The organism is Paraburkholderia sp. SEWSISQ10-3 4, from assembly GCF_030464785.1.
Lineage (GTDB): Bacteria > Pseudomonadota > Gammaproteobacteria > Burkholderiales > Burkholderiaceae > Paraburkholderia > Paraburkholderia aspalathi.
On record NZ_JALPRI010000014.1, the window covers coordinates 82,508 to 102,637 of the forward strand.

General features: G+C 63.2%; 17 protein-coding genes. 9 read left to right on the plus strand and 8 right to left on the minus strand.

Going from position 1 to position 20,130, the window contains the following annotated elements:
* Positions 1 to 8: 8 nt before the first annotated feature.
* From M0D68_RS23735 to M0D68_RS23760, 6 genes are all read right to left on the minus strand, one after another.
* Positions 9 to 599, minus strand: coding sequence for a c-type cytochrome (locus M0D68_RS23735; RefSeq protein ID WP_200654031.1), 591 nt, complete (start codon positions 597 to 599; stop codon positions 9 to 11).
* A complete protein-coding gene (gene soxC / locus M0D68_RS23740) occupies positions 592 to 1,860 on the minus strand; it encodes a sulfite dehydrogenase (protein WP_200618568.1) in 1,269 nt (422 codons plus the stop codon). Before soxC ends, M0D68_RS23735 begins: the two co-directional genes overlap by 8 nt.
* A gap of 116 nt (positions 1,861 to 1,976) precedes the next feature.
* Positions 1,977 to 3,014, minus strand: coding sequence for an ABC transporter substrate-binding protein (locus M0D68_RS23745; RefSeq protein ID WP_200618569.1), 1,038 nt, complete (start codon positions 3,012 to 3,014; stop codon positions 1,977 to 1,979).
* A gap of 41 nt (positions 3,015 to 3,055) precedes the next feature.
* On the minus strand, positions 3,056 to 3,886 hold the full coding sequence (locus M0D68_RS23750) for an ABC transporter ATP-binding protein (RefSeq protein WP_266225525.1): 831 nt from the start codon (positions 3,884 to 3,886) through the stop codon (positions 3,056 to 3,058).
* Positions 3,880 to 4,938: an ABC transporter permease gene (locus M0D68_RS23755; RefSeq protein WP_266225527.1), complete on the minus strand. Its 1,059-nt coding sequence runs from the start codon at positions 4,936 to 4,938 to the stop codon at positions 3,880 to 3,882. Before M0D68_RS23755 ends, M0D68_RS23750 begins: the two co-directional genes overlap by 7 nt.
* Positions 4,939 to 4,998: 60 nt before the next feature.
* A complete protein-coding gene (locus M0D68_RS23760) occupies positions 4,999 to 6,447 on the minus strand; it encodes a SidA/IucD/PvdA family monooxygenase (RefSeq protein WP_266225529.1) in 1,449 nt (482 codons plus the stop codon).
* A gap of 333 nt (positions 6,448 to 6,780) precedes the next feature.
* On the opposite strand from M0D68_RS23760, the gene M0D68_RS23765 reads away from it, so the two are divergent.
* From M0D68_RS23765 to dapA, 5 genes are all read left to right on the plus strand, one after another.
* Positions 6,781 to 8,208: an FAD-binding oxidoreductase gene (locus M0D68_RS23765; RefSeq protein WP_266225531.1), complete on the plus strand. Its 1,428-nt coding sequence runs from the start codon at positions 6,781 to 6,783 to the stop codon at positions 8,206 to 8,208.
* Between the two features lie 96 nt (positions 8,209 to 8,304).
* Positions 8,305 to 9,402, plus strand: a complete 1,098-nt coding sequence (locus M0D68_RS23770; protein ID WP_200569835.1) for an ABC transporter substrate-binding protein — start codon at positions 8,305 to 8,307, stop codon at positions 9,400 to 9,402.
* A gap of 42 nt (positions 9,403 to 9,444) precedes the next feature.
* The gene (locus M0D68_RS23775) at positions 9,445 to 10,548 is read left to right on the plus strand and encodes an ABC transporter ATP-binding protein (protein WP_266225533.1); all 1,104 of its coding nucleotides are present in this window, start codon (positions 9,445 to 9,447) and stop codon (positions 10,546 to 10,548) included.
* A gap of 147 nt (positions 10,549 to 10,695) precedes the next feature.
* Positions 10,696 to 12,387 (plus strand): ABC transporter permease subunit, encoded by a 1,692-nt coding sequence (locus M0D68_RS23780; RefSeq protein WP_266225610.1) that lies wholly within the window; start codon positions 10,696 to 10,698, stop codon positions 12,385 to 12,387.
* A 26-nt stretch (positions 12,388 to 12,413) separates the two neighbouring features.
* A complete protein-coding gene (gene dapA / locus M0D68_RS23785; RefSeq protein WP_266225535.1) occupies positions 12,414 to 13,319 on the plus strand; it encodes a 4-hydroxy-tetrahydrodipicolinate synthase in 906 nt (301 codons plus the stop codon).
* A gap of 38 nt (positions 13,320 to 13,357) precedes the next feature.
* Here the strand turns inward: dapA and M0D68_RS23790 are convergent, their stop codons facing one another.
* Positions 13,358 to 14,191 (minus strand): IclR family transcriptional regulator, encoded by an 834-nt coding sequence (locus M0D68_RS23790; RefSeq protein ID WP_093632411.1) that lies wholly within the window; start codon positions 14,189 to 14,191, stop codon positions 13,358 to 13,360.
* A gap of 113 nt (positions 14,192 to 14,304) precedes the next feature.
* On the opposite strand from M0D68_RS23790, the gene M0D68_RS23795 reads away from it, so the two are divergent.
* Complete coding sequence (locus tag M0D68_RS23795) at positions 14,305 to 15,444, plus strand: alpha-hydroxy acid oxidase (protein WP_266211627.1); 1,140 nt, start codon at positions 14,305 to 14,307, stop codon at positions 15,442 to 15,444.
* 11 nt (positions 15,445 to 15,455) lie between these two features.
* On the opposite strand, the gene M0D68_RS23800 is transcribed toward M0D68_RS23795, so the two are convergent.
* Positions 15,456 to 16,955 carry an MFS transporter gene (locus tag M0D68_RS23800; RefSeq protein ID WP_266225537.1) on the minus strand — a complete coding sequence of 500 codons (1,500 nt, stop codon included), beginning with the start codon at positions 16,953 to 16,955 and terminating at the stop codon, positions 15,456 to 15,458.
* Positions 16,956 to 17,232: 277 nt separating this feature from the next.
* Between M0D68_RS23800 and M0D68_RS23805 the strand changes: the two genes are divergently transcribed.
* From M0D68_RS23805 to M0D68_RS23815, 3 genes are read left to right on the plus strand one after another with little or no spacing between them, the layout of a single operon-like run.
* A complete protein-coding gene (locus M0D68_RS23805; RefSeq protein ID WP_093632408.1) occupies positions 17,233 to 18,300 on the plus strand; it encodes an ABC transporter substrate-binding protein in 1,068 nt (355 codons plus the stop codon).
* A gap of 16 nt (positions 18,301 to 18,316) precedes the next feature.
* A complete protein-coding gene (locus M0D68_RS23810; protein WP_200654044.1) occupies positions 18,317 to 19,171 on the plus strand; it encodes an ABC transporter permease in 855 nt (284 codons plus the stop codon).
* Between the two features lie 48 nt (positions 19,172 to 19,219).
* Positions 19,220 to 20,104, plus strand: a complete 885-nt coding sequence (locus tag M0D68_RS23815) for an ABC transporter permease (RefSeq protein WP_266225539.1) — start codon at positions 19,220 to 19,222, stop codon at positions 20,102 to 20,104.
* The last annotated feature ends 26 nt before the right edge of the window (positions 20,105 to 20,130 follow it).

Below are 20,130 nucleotides of genomic sequence, written 5' to 3' on the forward strand. Positions count from 1 at the left end.
CAAGCGCCTCATAGCTGCCCCGGACGCGGATCAGCCACAAAACCGGCACGATTAGGCATCGCCACACGCGGCAGCGAGGCCGCGTCGAGCCGCGTATTCGCCGGCACGATGCCGTTCTGGTTGAGCAGAAATGCGCTGAGCGCGTACACCTCGTCGGCGGAAAGCGATTCAGGCGCGTTGTAGGGCATCGCGCGGCGGATATAGTCGAACAGCGTCGTGGCATAGGGCCAGTAGCTCCCTACGGTGCGCTTCGGCTTCGCGCTGGTCAGTGTGCCCTGCCCACCCACCAGTTGATCGCCGAGACCGCCCTGCCCCTGCGCGCCGTGGCACGCCGCGCATTTTGCGGCGAATATGTGCGCGCCGGTGGCGACGTCGCCGCTGCCCGCAGGCAGGCCGCGGCCATCCGGCGCCACGTCGATGTTCCAGGCAGCGAGGTCCTGCTCGGTGAGCGGCGTGCCGATATCATGGATCGACCTGGCGCTCTGGTCACCAGGCGCGATCGATGAACACGATGCCAGTGCCGTGAGCGAAAGCAGCACGGCCAGCGCGGTCCGTGCCGTTCGCGCCCGCACGCCGGTCAAACGGCGGTCATCACGCATTACGCACCTCGCCGTTAGCATCCACTCGCCATTGCTGGATCGCGTTGTAGTGGTACTGCGAATTCAGGCCACGCGCGGCGACGAGTTCGGCTCGTGTCGGTTGCACATAACCGGTCGAATCGGTGGCGCGCGAAAGAATCGCAGTCGCACCGCCATCCCAGCGCCAGTCCGCCTGAAAACGCGTGAGCGCACGATCCAGGATCGCACCGTCCAGACGCGCGGGACGCCACGTCACGCCGCCGTCGGTCGACACCTCCACCTTGCGGATCGTCCCGCGTCCGGACCAGGCCAGACCCGTGATCGGGTAATAGCCGTGCGTGGTGAGCCGATGTCCTGGCGAGGGTCGCGTGATAACCGACTTCGCATCCATCTCGAACGCAAACTGACGCGCGGTGCCGTTCGCGAGCAGGCTGGTGTACTTCGAGGTTTCCTCGCGCGTTTGCAACGGCGCATCGACCACCTTCAGCCTGCGCAGCCACTTGACGTTCGTATTGCCCTCGAAGCCGGGAACGATCAGACGCAACGGATAGCCGTTCTCAGGGCGCAAGCGTTCGCCGTTCTGCGCATAGACCACGAGCGCGCGGTCGAGTATCCGATCGAGTGGCAAGCTGCGCGTCATCGCAGCGGCATCCGCGCCTTCGGCCAGCAACCAGCCGCCGCCGCTTGTATTGCCGGACGCCGTCACACCGCCCACCTCCTCCAGCAAAGTCGACAAACGCACACCGGTCCATTCGCAGCACGACAGCAAACCATGCGTGAGTTGCACCGGCATGCCGCTCGGGCCATTCCATTCGTTGCCGGTATTGCCGGAGCATTCGAGAAAATGAATCCGCGATTCGGACGGCAGGCGCAGCAGGTCGTCCATCGTGAACAGTTTGGGCGTGCGTACGAGGCCATGAATGGCTAGCCGATGCTGATCGGGATCGATGTACGGCACGCCGCCGTGATGACGTTCGTAGACCAGACCGTTGGGCGTGAGCGTACCGTGCAGATCAGCAAGCGGCGTCATTGAAGAAGCCGCACCGGGCAGCGGCCACGCGCGCGCACTCCGCCGCACGACATTCGCCTCGTGGGGCGACGGCACACCGTACGGATGCTCGAGCACAGGCGCACCGGGCACCTGGCTCGACGACGCGACCTCAAGCGGCCGGAGCAGTTCGCTAGCTGCCGCGGCGTGTGAAACGACGAGACCGCCGGCCGCCAGACGACCCAGCAGTCGACGGCGGCCGCGCGATGGCGGGGAGTTGTGCGGATTCATCATGGCGTCGGCGCATCATAGGCAAGCCGATTAGCGTAACGATGCCTTCCGCCACGGCCAAACGATAAATTCGACTATCGTTCGACACAAACCGCATATCAGACGGATACGGCGCGCCGTCAAGCCAGCACGTTCGAGAACACCCGATCCGCGAGACGATTGGAATCGGTGCCGCTATTGAGCACGCCCACCGCCTTCAGGTCGTCGGCATAAAGCGAGATCTCCTTCTTGAACGCATCCCCAACCGGATGGTGGCGATCGGTGTGGCTCTTGAGCATCGCCGCCAGTTGGCCCACATCGGCGGACGGCGTATAGACCGAGAAAATCGCGGCGGCGTTCGCAGGATGATTCGCAGTCCATTCGGTCGCTTCGAGCAGCGCCTGCGTCAACGCCTGCGCGGTGGCGCGATCCTTTCGCACCAGCGTACCGCGCACGCCGAGCACACAGCACGAACGCGTCTGATATTCACCGCACAGATTGTTCGACACCTCATACAAGTGGTCGGATTCGCGGATCGACCAGATCGTCGGGTCGCCATCCGCGATCGCCTGCACTTCGCCCTTCTTCAGCGCCTCGCCCAACAGGTTCGCCGGATACTGGCGCCAGTTCACATCGCGCTCCGGATCGACGCCGATCTTCTTCAACACGATAGCGAAGAAATTCTTGGTCGGGCTCGCCATATCGCTCACGCCGATCGTGCGGCCTTTCAACCCAGCCACATCGACGATGCCCGACGCGCGCGTGGCCAGCAAACGCATGCACCCGCCGTGAATCCCGGCAGTGAGTTTCACATCGAAGCCCTGCTCCAGCGGCTTGATCCAACGCAGCGCCATGCCGACACCCGCATCGGACTTGCCCGTCGCGATTGCTTCGAGCAACTGATCGGTCGACCCTGAAAAATTCACGAGTTCCACCTGCAAACCGTGCCGCTCGAAAAAGCCCTGCTTCACCGCAACGGCCACAGGTGCGGTACAGATTGCGCCCGCGTTCCAGGAGAGCTTGAGGGGCTTGAGCGGAGCCTGCGGCGTTTGAGCGAACGCAAGCGTCCCCGGCATCAGCGACGCACCACCGAGCGCCGCCGCGCCCGCGGTCCAGGCCGTCTTGCGCAACCACGCGCGGCGGGCCGGACTCAGCGGCGATTCATCGTAGGGATTCATGGTTGACTGTTCCTCTGGTCGTTATCGATTGTTTTATTCGTTCAAGTGTCGAGCCCGAGCTGGGCGAGCACCTCGCGGCGCAGCGCCACCAGCTTCGGATCGTCGCGATGGCGCGGATACGGCGCGTCGTTACGCACTTCGGCGACCACGCGCGCCGGCCGCTCGCTGAAAACGATCACGCGGTCGGCGAGCAACAGCGCTTCTTCCACGTCGTGTGTCACCAGCAGCGCGGAAAAGCGCGCGTCCAGCCAAAGCCGCGCCAGTTCACCCTGCATGCGGATACGTGTGAGGGAGTCGAGCTTGCCGAACGGCTCGTCCAGCACCAGCAGCGCCGGATCGTTGACGAGCGCGCGGGCCAGCGCCACGCGCTGCGCCATGCCACCCGACAATTGATGCGGAAACGCTTCGGCGAATTCACTGAGGCCGACTAACTCCAGGGCGGCGTCGATCCGCTGCTGCGCCTGCTTCTCTTGCGGGCCGTTGCGTCGCGCGAAGCGTTTGCGCTGCGCCTGCGGACCGACCCCGACATTGCCGCGCACCGTACGCCACGGGTACAAGGTCGGGTCCTGAAACACCACCACACGCGACGGATCGGGACCGGCGATTGCAGCACCATCGGCCTGCACGCTGCCCTGCGTCGGCGTATCGAGTCCAGCGACCAGCCGCAGCAAGGTGGACTTGCCGCAACCACTCGGGCCGAGCAACGCGACGAACTCGCCCGGCTCGACCGTGAAGCTGACATCCTGAAGCACCGGCAACACGGCGCCACGCAGCGCGAATTGATGACTGACGTGACGCACGTCGATACGTGCGCCGTCACGGATCGACCGGGCAGCGGCCGACTGATTCAACACTTCGGGTACGGCTACCATTTGAGCAATCCCTTTTGCCAGGCCAGCAGGCGATCACGCACACGAAACAGCAAGGTGATCAGACCGGAGCACATCAGCGCCATCACGAGCAGCGCGGCATACATGTTCGAATACGCCGCCCAGCCCTGGGCCCATTGCAGATACCAGCCAAGCCCCGCTTTCACGCCCATCATCTCCGCGACGATCAGCACCGAAAACGATGCGCCAAGACCCATGAACAGGCCGACGAACACCGACGGCAGCGCCGCCGGAATCGCCACGCGCAGGATCAGAAAAGCGGGCCGCGCGCCGAGCGTGCGCGCGATGTCGTAATAGGCCGAATTGACGCCGGCCACACCGGACCATGTCAGCACCGCAACCGGGAAGGCGGTCGCCAGCGCGATCAGGAACACACTCGCGCTGAAGCTCGAAGGAAAGAAGAAGAACGCCAACGGCAACCATGCGGTAGCCGGTAGCGGCCCGATCAGGCGCAAGACCGGATGGATCCAGTAGCTCACGACCTGCGACCAGCCGATACTCACTCCGGTAACAAAACCCGCAGCCGCGCCTAATACGTAGCCATAGGCGAGTAGTCCAAACGAATGCACAACGCTCAAACCTAGACGCGGGTAGTCTTCGGCATAGACACCGATCAGCGCTTGCGGTGGGGCAAAAAAAGGCCGCGGCAGCCATTCGAGTTGTGCCGTGACGACTTCCCATGCGCTCACGCTGAGCGCCAGTGCGAGCAACCATGGCATCGCCCCAAGCCATGCGCTGGTGCGTGTGGGCGTCGTCGCCTGAGTGGACGGATTGCGCCATCCCGCGACGGCCGTCGCAACAGCAAATGCCACGAGCACCAGCTTCAACGCGATAAATTCTTTCGTGTACGGCCAGTCGTCGGCACTCGGCCACCACTCGGTCAGCGCGGCGCTGCCGAACCACGCGATGGCAGCGAGGCCAGCAATCAGAACACCGCGTGAAAACCCACGCCGTGTTAAGGCGCGGTTGGCGTCACCGACGTCCGTGCCGATAGCCGGCGTTCCTGTTGTAATCGATTCGAACTGCGTAGACATAGCGGCTCCTGCCTCTCGCCTTGTTGAACCATCGTGACCGCTCGCTTGCTAGCGTCCGCTTCACGCGACGTCAACCCTGTCGCGCTGCCAGACGCTCTGTGCGTAGACTGAATCGTCGAAATCCGCGGCAATGTCGCCGTGAATCCGTGCTTCATGCGCATCCAGATCGGCGAGAAACAGATCGCGGCTGATTCGCTGCACCACGGCGGGAATATCGCGCTTCATGCTCGGCACGTCGCCGACCGGCAAGCCAAAACTGACGAAGGCTGCCGGGTTGTAGACGTGGATGTGCTTCAGATAAGGTGCTTCGCCCTCGACCTTCTCGAGGTATTCGAGCGCGGCGCCGAGATACGGATGCGCGCCCAGCGCGTCGTCGGTATCGCTTGCAGCGGGCACGTATTGATCGCGCCACAGGCGGATACGCCCGGCGATGTGCGCCAACTCCGGCCGCAGCGCCGGATCGATCACATAGCCCGTGCCGGCAATGACGAAATCGAATGCGAACGACTCACCCGCCACGTCGGTCTCCACGCGCTCGTCTCTGACGCTTGCATGCGTCCACGGCGCACCGAGATGCAGATGGAAGTTCGAAAAACGTGTGACGCGCTCCAGGGCGTCGACTGGCGGCGTCGAACCGGCAACGCGGAAGCGCCGCGCCTGCGACCAGCGAATCGCATCAGGCAGATGGAAATAGTTGTCGTACGCGCCGGGATAAGCGCGTGTGCGTGTCACAGGCACCGAGGCAATCCGCTCACGGCGCACGAACAGATGCACCTGCCCTGCACCGGCTTCGAGCGCCGTGCCTGCCGCATCGAATGCGGATGCCGCGCCGCCGATCACCGCCACGGATTTGCCGCGCAGCGCAGCAAAGTCGATCGCCTCGGAGGTGTGGGCACGGAGTGTCGGCGGAATGTTTTTCAGCACTGCAGGAATGTTCGGGCCGCCGTTACCCGCAACACCATTGCCGAGGACGATCTTGCGTGCCGTCTCCACGATGTTGCGCACCGTGGCGCCATCGCGTACTTCCAGATGCAAACGGAAATGCTCACCCGCAGGTTCGATTCGCGTAAGCCGCGTGCCGTAGCGAATCGGAATCTCGAGGAAATGCCGGTACCACGCGAGATATTCTGCCCAGCGCGTGCGAGGAATCCGGTCGATCTCCGCATACGAATCGGCGCCGAAGCGCGCTTCATACCATGCCTGAAAGCTCAGTCCCGGCAGACCCACCTCAGGGCCCACCAATGATTTAGGGGTGCGCAGCTTATTCATGCGGGCGCGATTCAACCAGACGCCCGCTTGACCCTCATCTGCTGCGGCATCGATCACGCTAACCTGACCGATGCCGGCGCGCCGCAGGGCGAAAGCGAACGCCGCGCCGGTCTGTCCACCGCCGACAACCACCACGTTATGGTCGATGCCCTCGCGCGGCGGGACCCAGTTCTCGGGTGCTGGACCGATCAGCCGCAGTGTGTCGAGCGCGGGCTGATCGGGGTGATTGGATTGCGTCATGGTGTCGGGTTCGGCCTGGGAGTTGAACAGCAGACGGATGCGTCGAAATCGAATGGCGCAGCCATCGGACGATCAAGTATCGCGGCGCCGCAGGCTTACCCAAACCAACAAATTTCGCTTTGCTTATTTGTTTCGTGGCCGTCAGCGCCCTCTTTCGTAGCCGACAGCACCCTCCCGAGCCACGCCAGGAAAAACGAGCACTTTAATCGCATAGCGATTAGTTGCATTTCAATGCGATTTTTTTACTCATATGCTTTTTCTCAGGCAACGCAGGTCCCGTCCCACCTGGGTCGCAGCCGACCGCATCGAAGCCGCCCGATCAAGGAACCAGAAATGAACCCTGTCGCGCCCTTGTTAGCCAGCCTGCAAACCGAACTCGGAGCGGACGCGGTCCTGAGCGCCGAAGCCGACCTCGATGGTTTCACCGAGGATTGGCGCGGCCGCTTCAAGGCGCCGGCGCTCTGTGTTGCGCTGCCGTCGACGGCAGCGCAGGTATCCGCGGTGGTTCGTCTGTGCGCTGCGCACGGCGTGCCGGTCCTGCCGCAAGGCGGCAACACCAGCCTGTGCGGCGGCGCCGTGCCCGCGAGCGAAGGCGTTCGGCCAGTCATCGTCAATCTCTCGCGAATGCGACGGATTCGCTCGATCGACGCGGCCAACGGTTCAATGGAAGTCGAAGCCGGCTGCGTGCTGAAGACCGTGCAGGACGCCGCCGCGGCCGAACAACGGCTCTTTCCGGTAAGTCTCGGCGCCGAAGGCTCATGCCAGATCGGCGGCAATCTGTCGACGAATGCGGGCGGCACCGGCGTTCTGCGCTACGGCAACGCGCGCGACAACGTGCTCGGCCTCGAAGTGGTGCTCGCCGACGGCACGATCTGGAACGGCCTGCGTGCGCTGCGCAAAGACAACACCGGTCTCGATCTGAAGCATCTCTTCATCGGCACGGAAGGCACGCTCGGCATCATCACGGCGGCCACGTTGAAGCTGCATCCGTTGCCGACGCATCACGCGCTCGCGTGGTTCGCACCCGTCGACCCGGCGGCCGCGCTGCGTATTCTCGGCATGTTCCAGGCCGCCTGCGGGTCGCGGCTCAACGCCTTCGAGATGATCAACCGCCGCCAGCTCGAACTCGTGATCGAACATGTACCCGAGCGCCGCAATCCGCTTGGCGAACTGCATGATTGGCACGTGCTGGTCGAGCTCGCGGACACACGCGGTGGCGAGGAGATGGCGGAACTGCTGCAACACACGCTCGAACAGGCAGCCGATGCCGGCCTCATCGTCGATGCGGTATTCGCCAGCAACGACACGCAGCGCGCCGCCCTCTGGGAAATTCGCCACAGCGTGTCCGAAGCGAACAAGAAAGCCGGCGTGGGCTTGACGACCGATTGCGCAGTGCCGGTATCGGCGGTGCCGGCGTTCATCGAGCAGTCCACACGCGCGGTCCACGCAATCATCCCCGGCCTCGACATTCTGATCGTTGCCCATCTCGGCGACGGCAACGCGCACTTCATCCCGTTCTTCACCTTCGACGCATGGCGCGAATTCCCTGACCCCGTTGCGATGGCCACCGCGATGCGCCACTGCGTCAACGAAGTCGCGCACGAATTGCACGGCACGTTCAGCGCCGAACACGGCGTCGGCCAGACCGGACTCAGCGAGATGGCGCACTACAAATCCGCTATCGAACTTACGTTGATGCGCGCGGTGAAGCAGGCGCTCGATCCGCACCAGTTGTTCAACCCCGGCCGCCTGCTGCCCTGAGGCACCGCTCCGTGCCCCATCGCGCCGCTCACGCGGCTTGAGTTTTCGCCACACCGGTCTTTCGCTTTCCACGCTTGCCACTTCCCTGGAGTCGTCATGAAAAAGCAGCCCACACGCGATCAGATTCAACAACCCGGCCGCCGCACGGCCATCAAGGCGGCGCTGGCAGGCACGGCAGCGGTCGCGTTCCCGTTCGTCTGGACGCCGTCGCGCGCGGCCAGCAAACGGATCGTGATTCGTGACGACGGTGGCATCTATACGAAGGCCTACGGCGCGGTGTTCTACCGGCCGTTCACGGAGAAGACCGGCATCGAAGTGGTCGGCGTGCAGGCGAACGCCGAACCGACTGCGCTGATCAAGAGCATGGTCGACACCGGCAGCTATACCTGGGACATGGCGAAGATCAGCCAGCCGGCCATTCTTCTGCTGACCGGCGGCGGCAAGGAATACCTCGAAAAACACGGGCTGGAATCCGATCCGGTGATCGCGAAGATCCCGAAGCAATACATGTCGCCGTATGGCGTGGGCACCAACATTTACACCACCGTTCTTGCGTATCGCACGGACGCGTTCAAGGGCCGCAAGGCACCGAGCTCATGGGCCGACATGTGGAACGTGAAGGACTTCCCGGGCCGCCGCGGTCTGCGCAAGTATCCGTTCGACACAATGGAACAAGCCTTGATGGCCGACGGCGTAGCGACCGGCCAGGTCTATCCCTGCAACATGGACCGCGGCTTCGCGAGCCTCTCCAAGATTGCGAAACATGTCGACGTCTGGTGGACCACCGGCGCACAGGTCGAACAGATGCTCGGTTCGGGCGAAGTGGACATGATCAGCACGTGGATCTCGCGCGCGCAAGCGGCGATTGCCAGCGGCGCGCCGGTCGGCATCGTCTGGAACCAGAACATCTGGGGCGTCGACAACTGGTCGATCCTGAAGGGCTCGCCGAACGCCGATGCCTGCCGCGAATTCATCAAATTCGCCGCCGATCCGAAACGCCAGGCCGCGCTGGTCGACTATTTCCCGGCGGGTCTAACGCAACCCGAAGCATTCAACTTCATCAAGCCGGAGATCGCGAAAAACTGCCCAACCTATCCGCAGAACATGGCCAACGGCCTGCATATCGATGCGAAGTACTGGCAAGAAAACCAGAGCGTCGCGCTCGAGCGCTTCAATCGCTGGATCCTGACGTAAGCGCGCCGCCACTCCCTGTCACCTTTCACGGAGGCCGATTCCATGTCTGCTTCGAATCTTCAGATCGCGGGACTCAGCAAACGCTACGGCGATTTCGTCGCGCTCGCGCCGACCAGTCTCGACGTCGCCGAGGGCGAGTTCCTGACCTTGCTCGGACCGAGCGGCTCTGGCAAGACCACCCTGCTCAGCCTGATCGCCGGCCTCGCCCTGCCGGATGAAGGACAGATTCGCATCAACGGCGTGGACGTGACGTACGGCGCGCCGTACGAACGCGACATCGGTATGGTGTTTCAGAACTACGCGCTGTTTCCGCACATGACAGTCGCGCAGAACATCGCGTTTCCACTGCAGATGCGCAAGACGGACGCAAAGGCCACGCAAGACAAGGTGATGCAAGCGCTGGAGATGGTGCATCTGCCGCACGTGGCACAACGCTATCCACGCGAGCTATCCGGCGGCCAGCAGCAGCGGATCGCGCTCGCGCGCTGCATGGTCTACCGGCCCTCGATCATTCTGATGGACGAACCGCTCGGCGCGCTCGACAAGAAACTGCGCGATCACATGCAGCTCGAGATCAAGCGCATCCATCGCGAACTCGGCACGACGATCGTCTACGTGACGCACGATCAGGAAGAAGCGATGACGATGTCGGACCGCATCTGCCTGATGAACGCGGGTTCGATCGCTCAACTCGGCACGCCGGCCGATCTGTATTTCCGGCCCAACAGCGTGTTCGTCGCGGACTTTCTCGGCGAGTCGAATCTGCTCGACGCGGTCGTCACGGGACGTGCCGGCGATCAGGTGCAGATCAGCGTGCAAGGCGTCGCGAAAGGCGAAGCGATGGCCTACGACCCGGTGATCGCCAACGGCAAGCCGGTCAAGCTGATGCTGCGTCCGCAAAATCTGCGCGTGCACGACAGTGCGAGCGCGGACTCAGACTCCCGCAACGGCGGCAGCCTGTCCGCGAAACTCACCGACATCATGGTGACCGGCAGCATGACCAAGCTCTATCTCGAGCCGCATACCGCCAATGCCGCGCCGCTCGTGGCCGCCTTCCCCACCAACCGTTTCGGCAGCCAGTACGAAGTCGGGCAAACGCTCGGCCTGTCGTGGCTCGCCGCCGATGCCGTTGCGATCGCGGGGTAAGCGATGAATCATTCCGCTTTGAGCGCGCGCCCGTCCCAGCCCGCGGGACCGGCACAGCCCATTCAGCCCGCGCCGCGCCGGCCCACCTGGCGCACGTGGCTACGGCCCGGCGCGAAAGGCGCGCCGCTCGTCGTGCTGCTGCTCGTGATGCTGGTCTATCCGGTCGGCCAGTTACTGCTGCTCAGCATTCACAACGACGCCGGCTTCACGCTGATCGAATACAAGCGGCTCTTCGCATCGTCCGTGTATGTGGACGTACTGCTGATCACGCTGAAAGTGTCGCTATGGACCACGTTCTTCTCGGTGCTGACCGGCTATCCGATCGCGTATCTGATTTCCTCGGCAACACGTGCACGCAAGAACCGCCTGCTGTTCTGGGTGCTGCTGTCGTTCTGGACCAGCTTTCTCGTGCGCACGTTTGCATGGGTCGTGCTGCTCGGGCGCAACGGCGTCATCAATCAACTGCTGCTCAAGCTCGGCATCATCGACGAACCGCTGAGCCTGCTCTATCACTTTTCCAGCGTGATCGTCGGCATGGTGCATGCGCTGATGCCGCTCGCGGTGCTGACCATGCTGTCGGTCATGGAGAACATCGACCGCCGTCTGCCGAGCGCCGCGGCGACGCTCGGCGCGCGTCCCGGCACCGTGTTCTGGAAGGTGTATTTCCCGCTGTCGTTGCCGGGTGTCGCGGCTGGCGCCCTGATGGTGTTCGTCACCGCGATCGGCTTCTTCATCACGCCGACGCTGCTGGGCGGCCGTCATCAAACGATGATCACGCAATTGATCATCGATCAGGTCATGCAGGCGCTGAACTGGGGCTTTGCCGGCGCGATTTCGGTGCTGCTGCTTGCGGTCGTGCTAATCGTCTTCCTGGTGTACGACCGCATGGTCGGCCTCTCGACCATGGCGGGCGAAAGCGCGGGCGCGAAAGGCTCACGTGCGGGCGGCTGGAGCCGCAAGCTCGGCGACCTGATTCTGACCGCGCTCGGTAACGCGACGGACGCCGTGCTCGCCGTCCTGCCCCGCTCGCGCAAAGGCCGCAAACGCAGCGCGTCCGGCAACGGCGAAAGCCTGACGTTGCGCGTGATCGTGTTCCTGCTGCTGGTGTTTCTCAGCGCACCGGCCTTCCTGATGATTCCGCTGTCGTTCGATTCGTCTTCCGGGCTGGCGTGGCCGCCGCACGGATTTTCGCTGCAATGGTATCGGCAGATCGTCGATTCGCCGCTGTGGATGCAGGCGATCACGCGCTCGATGCTGGTGGGTATCGGCACCGGTTTGCTGTCGATGCTGATCGGCACGCCCGCCGCGTTCCTGCTGGTGCGCGGCGGCATGCGCGGCAAGGCGGCCATGCTGGCGTTCGTGCTCTCGCCGATCGTCGTGCCGCGCATGATCATCGCGGTCGGCATCTTCTACTTCTTCGCGAAGATTGGTCTGGTCGGATCGTCACTCGGCCTGGTGCTGGCCCATACGACAGTCGCCGTGCCCTACGTCGTGATCACGATGATGGCCGTGCTGCGCAACTACGACACCCGTCTCGATCTCGCCGCCCAGAGCATGGGCGCGCGTCCGTGGGCCACCCTGCGCCGCGTCACGTTCCCGATTCTCGGCGCGGGTTTAATGTCGTCGTTCCTATTCGCCTTCGCGACCTCGTTCGATGAACTGACCATCGCCCTCTTCACCTCGGGCGGTCTGAGTACGACCTTGCCCAAGCAGTTCTGGGACGAAATCACGATGCAGATCTCGCCGGTCATCGCGGCCGTTTCGACCTGCCTCTTCATCTTTATCGCCGCGCTCATCTGGGTCGCGGACCGTTTGCGCCGGCGCAGCCTCACCGCCTGAACCCCATTCATTCACCGAGACTCTTTATGCTTTCAGCACAACAATTACGCGGCGTTCTGCCGGCCATTCCGACACCGGTCAACGCCGACGACACGATCGACAGCGGCGCGGCTCGCACGTTGATGCGCTATCTGCTCAAGCAGGGCGTGGACGGCGTCGTGCCGCTCGGCGGTACGGGCGAATACGGCGCGCTGGCACGGGCCGAACGCATCCGCATGGCCGGTATCGCCGCCGAGGAAGCGGCGGGCAGCATCCCTGTCATCGCTGGCGTGCTCGATCCGGGATATCACGACGCCATGCAGGCAGGCAAGGAATTCGCTGCAGCGGGTGCGGACGGCTTGCTGGTGCTCACGCCCTACTACACGAATCCGACCCAGGCAGGCATTCGCGACTACTTCCTGCGTTACGCCGACGAATCGCCACTGCCGATCCTGATCTATGAGATTCCGTATCGCACGCGCATTTCGATCGCGCCCGAAGTGCTGCACGAACTCTCGAAGCACGAGCGGATCATCGGTATGAAGGCGTGCAATACCGACATGTGGCACTTCCTGCGCACTGTCGCCGGCGTCGACGAGTCGTTCTCCGTGTTGAGCGGCGAAGACACGTTGTTTCCGCTGCATGTCGCAGCGGGCGCGCGTGGCGGCATCGTGGTGACGGCGAGCCTGTTGCCGAAAGCGTGGCGCAAGATCTATCAGCTCGCGGCCGACGGGAAAACGCAGGAAGCGCTTGCGCTGCACCGCTCGCTGATTCCGTTGATGAACCTGGCGTTTGCCGAAACCAATCCCGGACCGATGAAGTCGGTGTTGGATCTGATCGGCGTGCATGCGCCGACGATGCTCGCGCCGCTGGTCCAGGCGGCGCCGGAGTTGTCGGCGAATTTGCGGGTCGAACTGGAAAAGCAGCTCGATACTTTCGAGCGGCCGCTGTGACCGCTTAGTGAGCGCCTAGTTGAGCGCCTGGTGACGGCTCAACGCTGATAGCCCGTGAGCCGCGACTTCGAAATCGAGGTTGCGGCCACCTGCACGTGTTGCGCGAGTTCGGCTTCCACTTTCTCACGCGACCAACGCGAGGTCGGCACCGAGATATTGATCGCGGCGACACCCATGCCGCCGTGATCCGTCACCGGCGCGGCAACGGAAATATCGCCGAGCACGGTTTCGTTCTCGATCACCGCATAACCGCGCCGGGCGACTTTGCGCACCCGCTCGAGCAGTTTGTCGGGATTGGTTTCGGTGTAGTGCGTGAGCGGTTCGAGGCGCGTTTGCGCGAGGATCTCGCGCACGCGATCGTCGGACAGACGCGAGAGGATCGCGATGCCGGCGGCGGTGAACATGGCCGGCAAACGCGCGCCGACCACGATGTCGATATTCACCAGATGCTGGCCCGGAAACCGCGCGACGAACACGATCTCGTGACCGTCGAGTTCCAGCAGGTTGGTGGTCTCGCCAAGGCGCCGGCTGATGTCGAGCAGATATGGCGAAGCCTTGTCGATGAGCTCGTTGGCGCGCACGTAGTTGTAGGAGAACTGCAGCACTTTCGTCGTGAGACCGTAGTTGCGTGTGTCGGGAACACGGTACAGATAACCGAGCGCTTCCAGCGTATGCACGAGACGCTGCGTCGCGCTGCGGTCGAGGCCGGACGTCCTCGCGATATCGACGAGCGTCATGTGACGGTTCGGACCGTCGAACGCATGCAAGACCTGAAACGCTTTCGCGGTCGAGCCGACGAACAACGACGAGCGCGTCGGCTCCGGTTCAGCCGCCTTGATCTTGCGGGCTGTGCCTCTGGCGTGTTCTGACATGGTGGTAGCGCGGCCTTAAAACGGATCGTCAAGACAGATCGAATAGCAGTTATCTCGATTGTAATGCGATTGAATCGGACAACCGCAGCAAATTTGAAGTCTGTGGAGCATTCATGCTTTCATGCGTAGCTGATTACCGGATCGCCGCCCAGAAACGTCTGCCGCGCCTCGCCTTCGACTATCTCGACGGCGGCGCGGAGGACGGCGACGCCTTGCGCCGCAATGCCGAGGCTTACCGCCAGTGGCTCTTCAAACCGCGCGTGCTAACCGACGTGTCGCGCTGCTCGAGCGCCACGCAGTTTTTCGGACGGGAGGCGGCCGCGCCGTTGATCGTCGGGCCGACTGGTTTGAACGGTCTGTTCTGGCCGCGTGCCGACGAACTGCTCGCCCACGCCGCGAGCGAAGCGGGCTTGCCCTTCGTTCTGTCGACAGCGTCCACCTCCCTGCTCGAAGACGTGCGCGCCGCCGCGCCGCGCGGCGACCTGTGGATGCAGCTCTATGTGCAGCAGGACCGCGGTATAGCCGAGGACCTGATGCGGCGCGCGAGCGCGGCAGGCTTTTCCACGCTTGTCCTGACTGTCGACGTGCCGGTCCATGGCAAACGCGATCACGACACACGCAACGGCTTCGCGCTGCCCTTGCGACTGTCGCCGCGGCTCATTGCCGATTGCATCCGCCATCCGCACTGGTGCTGGCAGATGGCGCGCCATGGTTCGCCGCAATTGAAAAACATCGCAGAGAGCGTCGGCGAACGGGCCGATCTGGCGCGTCACGCCGCCATGCTCAGCCGGCAGATGGACTTGACGCTCGGCTGGGCAGATCTCGAATGGGTCCGGCGGCACTGGAGCGGCAAGCTGATCGTGAAAGGCATTCAGGGCCGCGACGACGCATTGCTGGCGCTCGCACGCGGAACGGATGGGATCGTGCTATCGAACCACGGCGGACGGCAATTGGACAGCACGTTCGCGCCGCTCGAACTATTGCCGGAAATCGCCGACGCCGTAGGTCACCGTCTCGACGTGTTCGTCGACGGCGGCGTGCGGCGCGGCAGCGATGCGTTGAAAGCGGTCTCGCTGGGCGCGCGCGGCGTCTTGCTCGGGCGTGCGCCGCTTTACGGTCTCGCGTCGCGCGGCGGCGCCGGTGTCAAGGAGGTACTGGCCTTGATGATGCAGGAGATGCATATCGCCATGCGCCTGCTGGGATGTAGCGCGCTCACTCAGCTGCGACCGGGCCTGGTCGAGCGCGCCGCGTGATTGTTGAAACGCTACGCCAGCGCCGCGTTTGCTTTGGCCGGCGGCTCCGCGTAGTCCTCGGCGTCGATGTCATAACCCGACGGCTCCCAACGGATCGCCAGCAGCACGAGCAACGAAGTCAGCGGCGCAATCGCGATCAGCCAGAAAACCTTCGTACCGAACGCGGCGGCCAGAACCGGGAATAGGAACAACGAAACCGTCGACGCGGAACGCACCAAGGTCTGATTGAAACCGACGCCGATTCCGCGCAGCGAGGTCGGATAGCTCAGCGACGCATAGGTCATCGAGTGGGAGCCCGGTCCGAAACCTTGCCCGAACAAATAGCCGCCGAGCAACAGGATCGCAAGCACCACGAGCGCGCCACTGCCCGGTTTGCCGATCAACGCGAGGCCGATCAGCGAGGCGAACTGCAGCGAGTGTCCGAGCACGGTCATCTTCCACGCGCCGACGGTCGGCGCGGTGCGCACGCCGATCAGTCCACCCACGAACGCAAATGCCAGATTCAGCGCGAGCGCTGCGATGATCGTCGTAAGCGGCCCCTGATGAAAGAAGCTGGTGATGATCACCGGCAAGCCGAAAATAATCGCGTTGTAGCCGAACGAAGATGCACTGCCGATCACCGCGGCAAGAATCGTGCGGCGCCGGTAAGTCGCATTGAACAGTACCCCGTAGTTACGCCAGGACGCCGCACGCGGTGCTTTGATCGGTGTCGCGCTTCGTTCAACCACTGCGTCGACGCCGTAGGAGCGCTTCAGAATGCGCGCCGCCTCTTCGAGATCGCCCTGGTTCGCTGCCCAAACAGGCGATTCGCTGATATAGCGGCTGCGCACAAGAATAATCACGATGGCCGGTACCGCACCGAACGCGAGCGTCAGACGCCATAACCAGCCAAGCTGATGCTCCGGCAGAATCGCGTACAGCCCGAGAATCAGCAGATAGCAGGTGCTCGTGGCCGCGTACCATGCGGGGCACCACGCAGCCACACTAGCCGCCTTGTTGCCCTTGCCCGCCACCCGCGAGAACTCGGCGAGAAACGCCATCGCCACCGGCAGATCGAGCCCCACGCCGAAGCCCATCAGAAAGCGCGCCCCGCCGAGCACCCACGCATTCGGCGCGAGACCGGCTGCGATCGCCGCGATCACGAAGAACAGCATATCGGCCATAAACACGCGATAACGGCCGATGCGATCGGTCAGATACCCGCCGAACAATGCGCCGAGAATCGCGCCGAACGTGATCGCAGACGAGACAAATCCCACCTGAACCGGCGACAGCGAAAACTGACGCGCGATGTCCTTGATCCCGTAAGCAAGCGACGTCAGGTCGTAAGCATCGAGAAAGACTCCACCTAGGGCGATCGCAATCACGATGCGTGCGTTACTGCCCTTTGCAGCGCCTGCGTTGACGATGCGCGAAACATCCTGCGCACTACGGATGACAGTGGGAGATGTTGTGTTAGCGGCCGGCGCTTGCGGCTCGGCGACGGTAGATGGAAAAGCAACAGTGGACATGATCTTGCGTTCGCATGAATGGCTGAAGCGTCGCATGGTAGCCATGCAATCCACACCCGCAAAACGACGAATTTAACTATGCAAATCGGGAATCACGCACTTGCACCACGCTAGTGCCGCACGGACCCTTTCAGGCAACGTGGTTCGAACTACTGCAGATTTTCTTATCAGCAATGATTGGTTGGATTCGAGCGCACGCGAATCTAACGTGTATTGCCAGCTCTCTGTCCATCTGAGCATTTGCACTCCATTCCCTTCCATCGATCGGTATCGCCGAATGCGCTATTTTCGTCTGCTGAAATCTTTTGTTGCCGTGGCGGCCCTGTCGCTTGCCACGGGTCATGCCTACGCTGACAAACCCGCTGTGATCCGGATCGGCGTCGCGCAGCAGGGCACGGGCGATCCACCTACCTTTGGCGGATCACCAGCGGCGACGGTGCAATTGCAGCAGTCGCTCGAAAAGGAATTCGCCGCCGACGGCATCAAGGTCGAATGGCTCTTCTTCAAAGGCGCCGGCCCCGCCGTGAATGAAGCGATCGCCGACAAGTCACTCGACTTCGCCTTTCAGGGAGATCTGCCTGCAGTACTCGCCCGCGCCAACGGCCTGAAGACTCACCTCCTGATCGCCTCGGGCGTGCGTACCGGCATCAAGATCGCCGTGCCCCCGGATTCGGACGTGCGTTCGATCAAAGACCTCAAAGGCCGCCGCGTATCGATCTTTCGCGGCACCAATCTGCAACTGGTCGCCGACAACGCGCTCGCCGCCAATCAGCTCGAAGAGCGCGACCTGCGTGTGATCAATCTCGACACCGCTAGCTCGCTCGCCGCGCTGGCGTCCAAGGGGATCGACGCGTCGGTCAACGACTATCACCTGTACAAACTGCGCGACCAGGGTCTCGCGAAAATCATCTACGAATCGCAGAACGACGGGCCGCAATTCACGCGTCAATCGCATCTGCTGGTACTCGACGATTTCGATAACGCGCATCCGGATGTCGTGCAACGCGTCGTCAACGTGTTCGTTCAAGGCGCGCAATGGTCGTCGGATGAAGCGAACCGCGATGCGCTCTTCAAGCTGTGGGCAAAAAGCGGGGTGCCCTACTCCTCATGGCAGGCCGAGTTCGCGAATCAAAGCCTGAAAGACCGCAATTCGCCGTTGATCGATCCGTTCATCGTCGCGCGTTATAAAGCGGTCGCGGCGGATGCGCTGAAACTCAAACTGATCCGGCAACCCGTCCAGGTCGACGGCTGGTTCGAGACGAAGTATCTCGACAATGCGCTGCGCACGCAAAAACTCGACCACTACTGGACGCGCTACGACGCTGCCGGCAAGCCGCTCAGCTAAAACGGGAGCGATCACGATGAGCGAAACCGCATTTCCGGTCGATAGCGAACGGCTCGGCCACGCTGATGAAGCGCAGCGCGCGCCGCTCTATCGCAATGCGCGCTTGCGCGCCCTCGCCTGGCATCTCGCGCCGTGGGTATTGCCAGTCGTCCTGCTCGCCTTATGGGCGACCGGTTGCGAGCGCGGCTGGATCGCGCCGCAGATTTTGCCGCCACCCGAGCGGGTGTTCGACACCTTTGTCGAACTGGCGAGAAGCGGCGATCTCGCAAGCAACACGCTCATCAGTCTCCAGCGCGTGCTGCTCGGCTTCGCTGCGGGCACCCTGGTCGGCTTTGTGCTCGGCGCGGCGCTCGGTCTGTCGCGTACCTTCGAAGCCTATGTGCTACCCAGCTTCAATGCGTTGGTGCAGATTCCAGTGCTCGGCTGGCTGCCGTTTCTGCTGCTGCTCGTCGGTGTCGGCGAGCCGCTCAAATACATCCTGATCGCGCATGCCGCGCTTGTTCCCGTGACGTTGAGCACGCTGCAAGGATTCCGCCAGACACCCGCTTCGCTCGATGAAGTCGCGCGCGTCTTCGAATACAAGCACTGGCAACGGATCGTCTATCTCGTGCTGCCCGCTGCCGTGCCGACGCTCGCCACCGGCGTGCGGCTCGCGTTCACCAAAGCGTGGCTCGCACTGGTGGTCGTCGAACTGGTGGCGTCTTCGGAAGGGCTTGGCTATCTGATCGTCTACGGCCGGCAACTGTTTCAGCTCGACCTGGTGATGGCCTCGGTCGTCGTGGTCGGCGCCATCGGTTACGCGATGAATCGTTCGCTCGACGCGCTCGAAGCGCGTTTGCGGCGCGGTCAACCGTCGGCGTTTCGCGAGTGATGGTCATGGCGCCGATTGCCGCCACGCACCGTATATGAGGTATCCACGATGAGTCTTGCTCTCTTTAAGCGGCCTGCCGGATCGAAGCAGTCAGCCGATCCCTCCTGCGACTGCGGCAGTAACGTGCCCGCCTCCTTCCAGCGCGCGGCGCGACCGCGCCGGTCCCTGCTCTCACGCGTCGACTGGCGCGGCGCCGTCTTGCCCATCGTCGCCATTGCGATCTGGTGGGCGATCTCGGAAGCACACGTCGTCAAGAGCGGCTTGCTGGTCAGCCCCGCGCAGGTGCTGGCCACCGCCTGGCAGCAAATCGTCAGCGGTGCGCTTTTCAAGGCCCTTTCCGCCTCGCTCGTGCGTGAAGCGAGCGGTTTCGTGATCGGCACGCTAGGTGGCCTGTTGCTCGGCAGCGCGCTCGGCTTCTCGCGGCTTGCCACGCGCATGATTGGCCCGAGCTTCGACACGTTCAAACAGATCTCCCTGTTTGCGTGGATTCCGCTGATTTCCGTGTGGTTCGGTCTCGGCGATGCAGCGAAAGTCGTGTTCCTCTCACTCGCGGCGTTGCTGCCGGTCGCCGCACACACGTGCGACGGCATTCACGCTGTGCCGCGCGCCTACATCGAGGTCGCGCGTGCATTTCGCTATTCGCGCTGGCAATTGATCCGCGCGGTCATTCTGCCGGCCGCGTTGCCGTCAATCTTCACCGGCCTCTATCTCGCGCTGATCTATTCGTGGCTTGCCACGCTTGGCGCGGAATATCTGCTGGTGGCAGGCAGCGGGATCGGCAATACGCTGATCGACGGCAGCGAGCAATTCCGTATGGACCAGGTGCTGTTCGGCGTGATCGTGGTCGGCGTGACCGGCTGGGCGTTGAACGCGCTGGCGCGCGCGGTGGAACGGGCGATCTTTGCACGCCGTTCGCAGGTGGCCGCTCGATAAGCACGCAGCCGATGTTCACCGGCTAT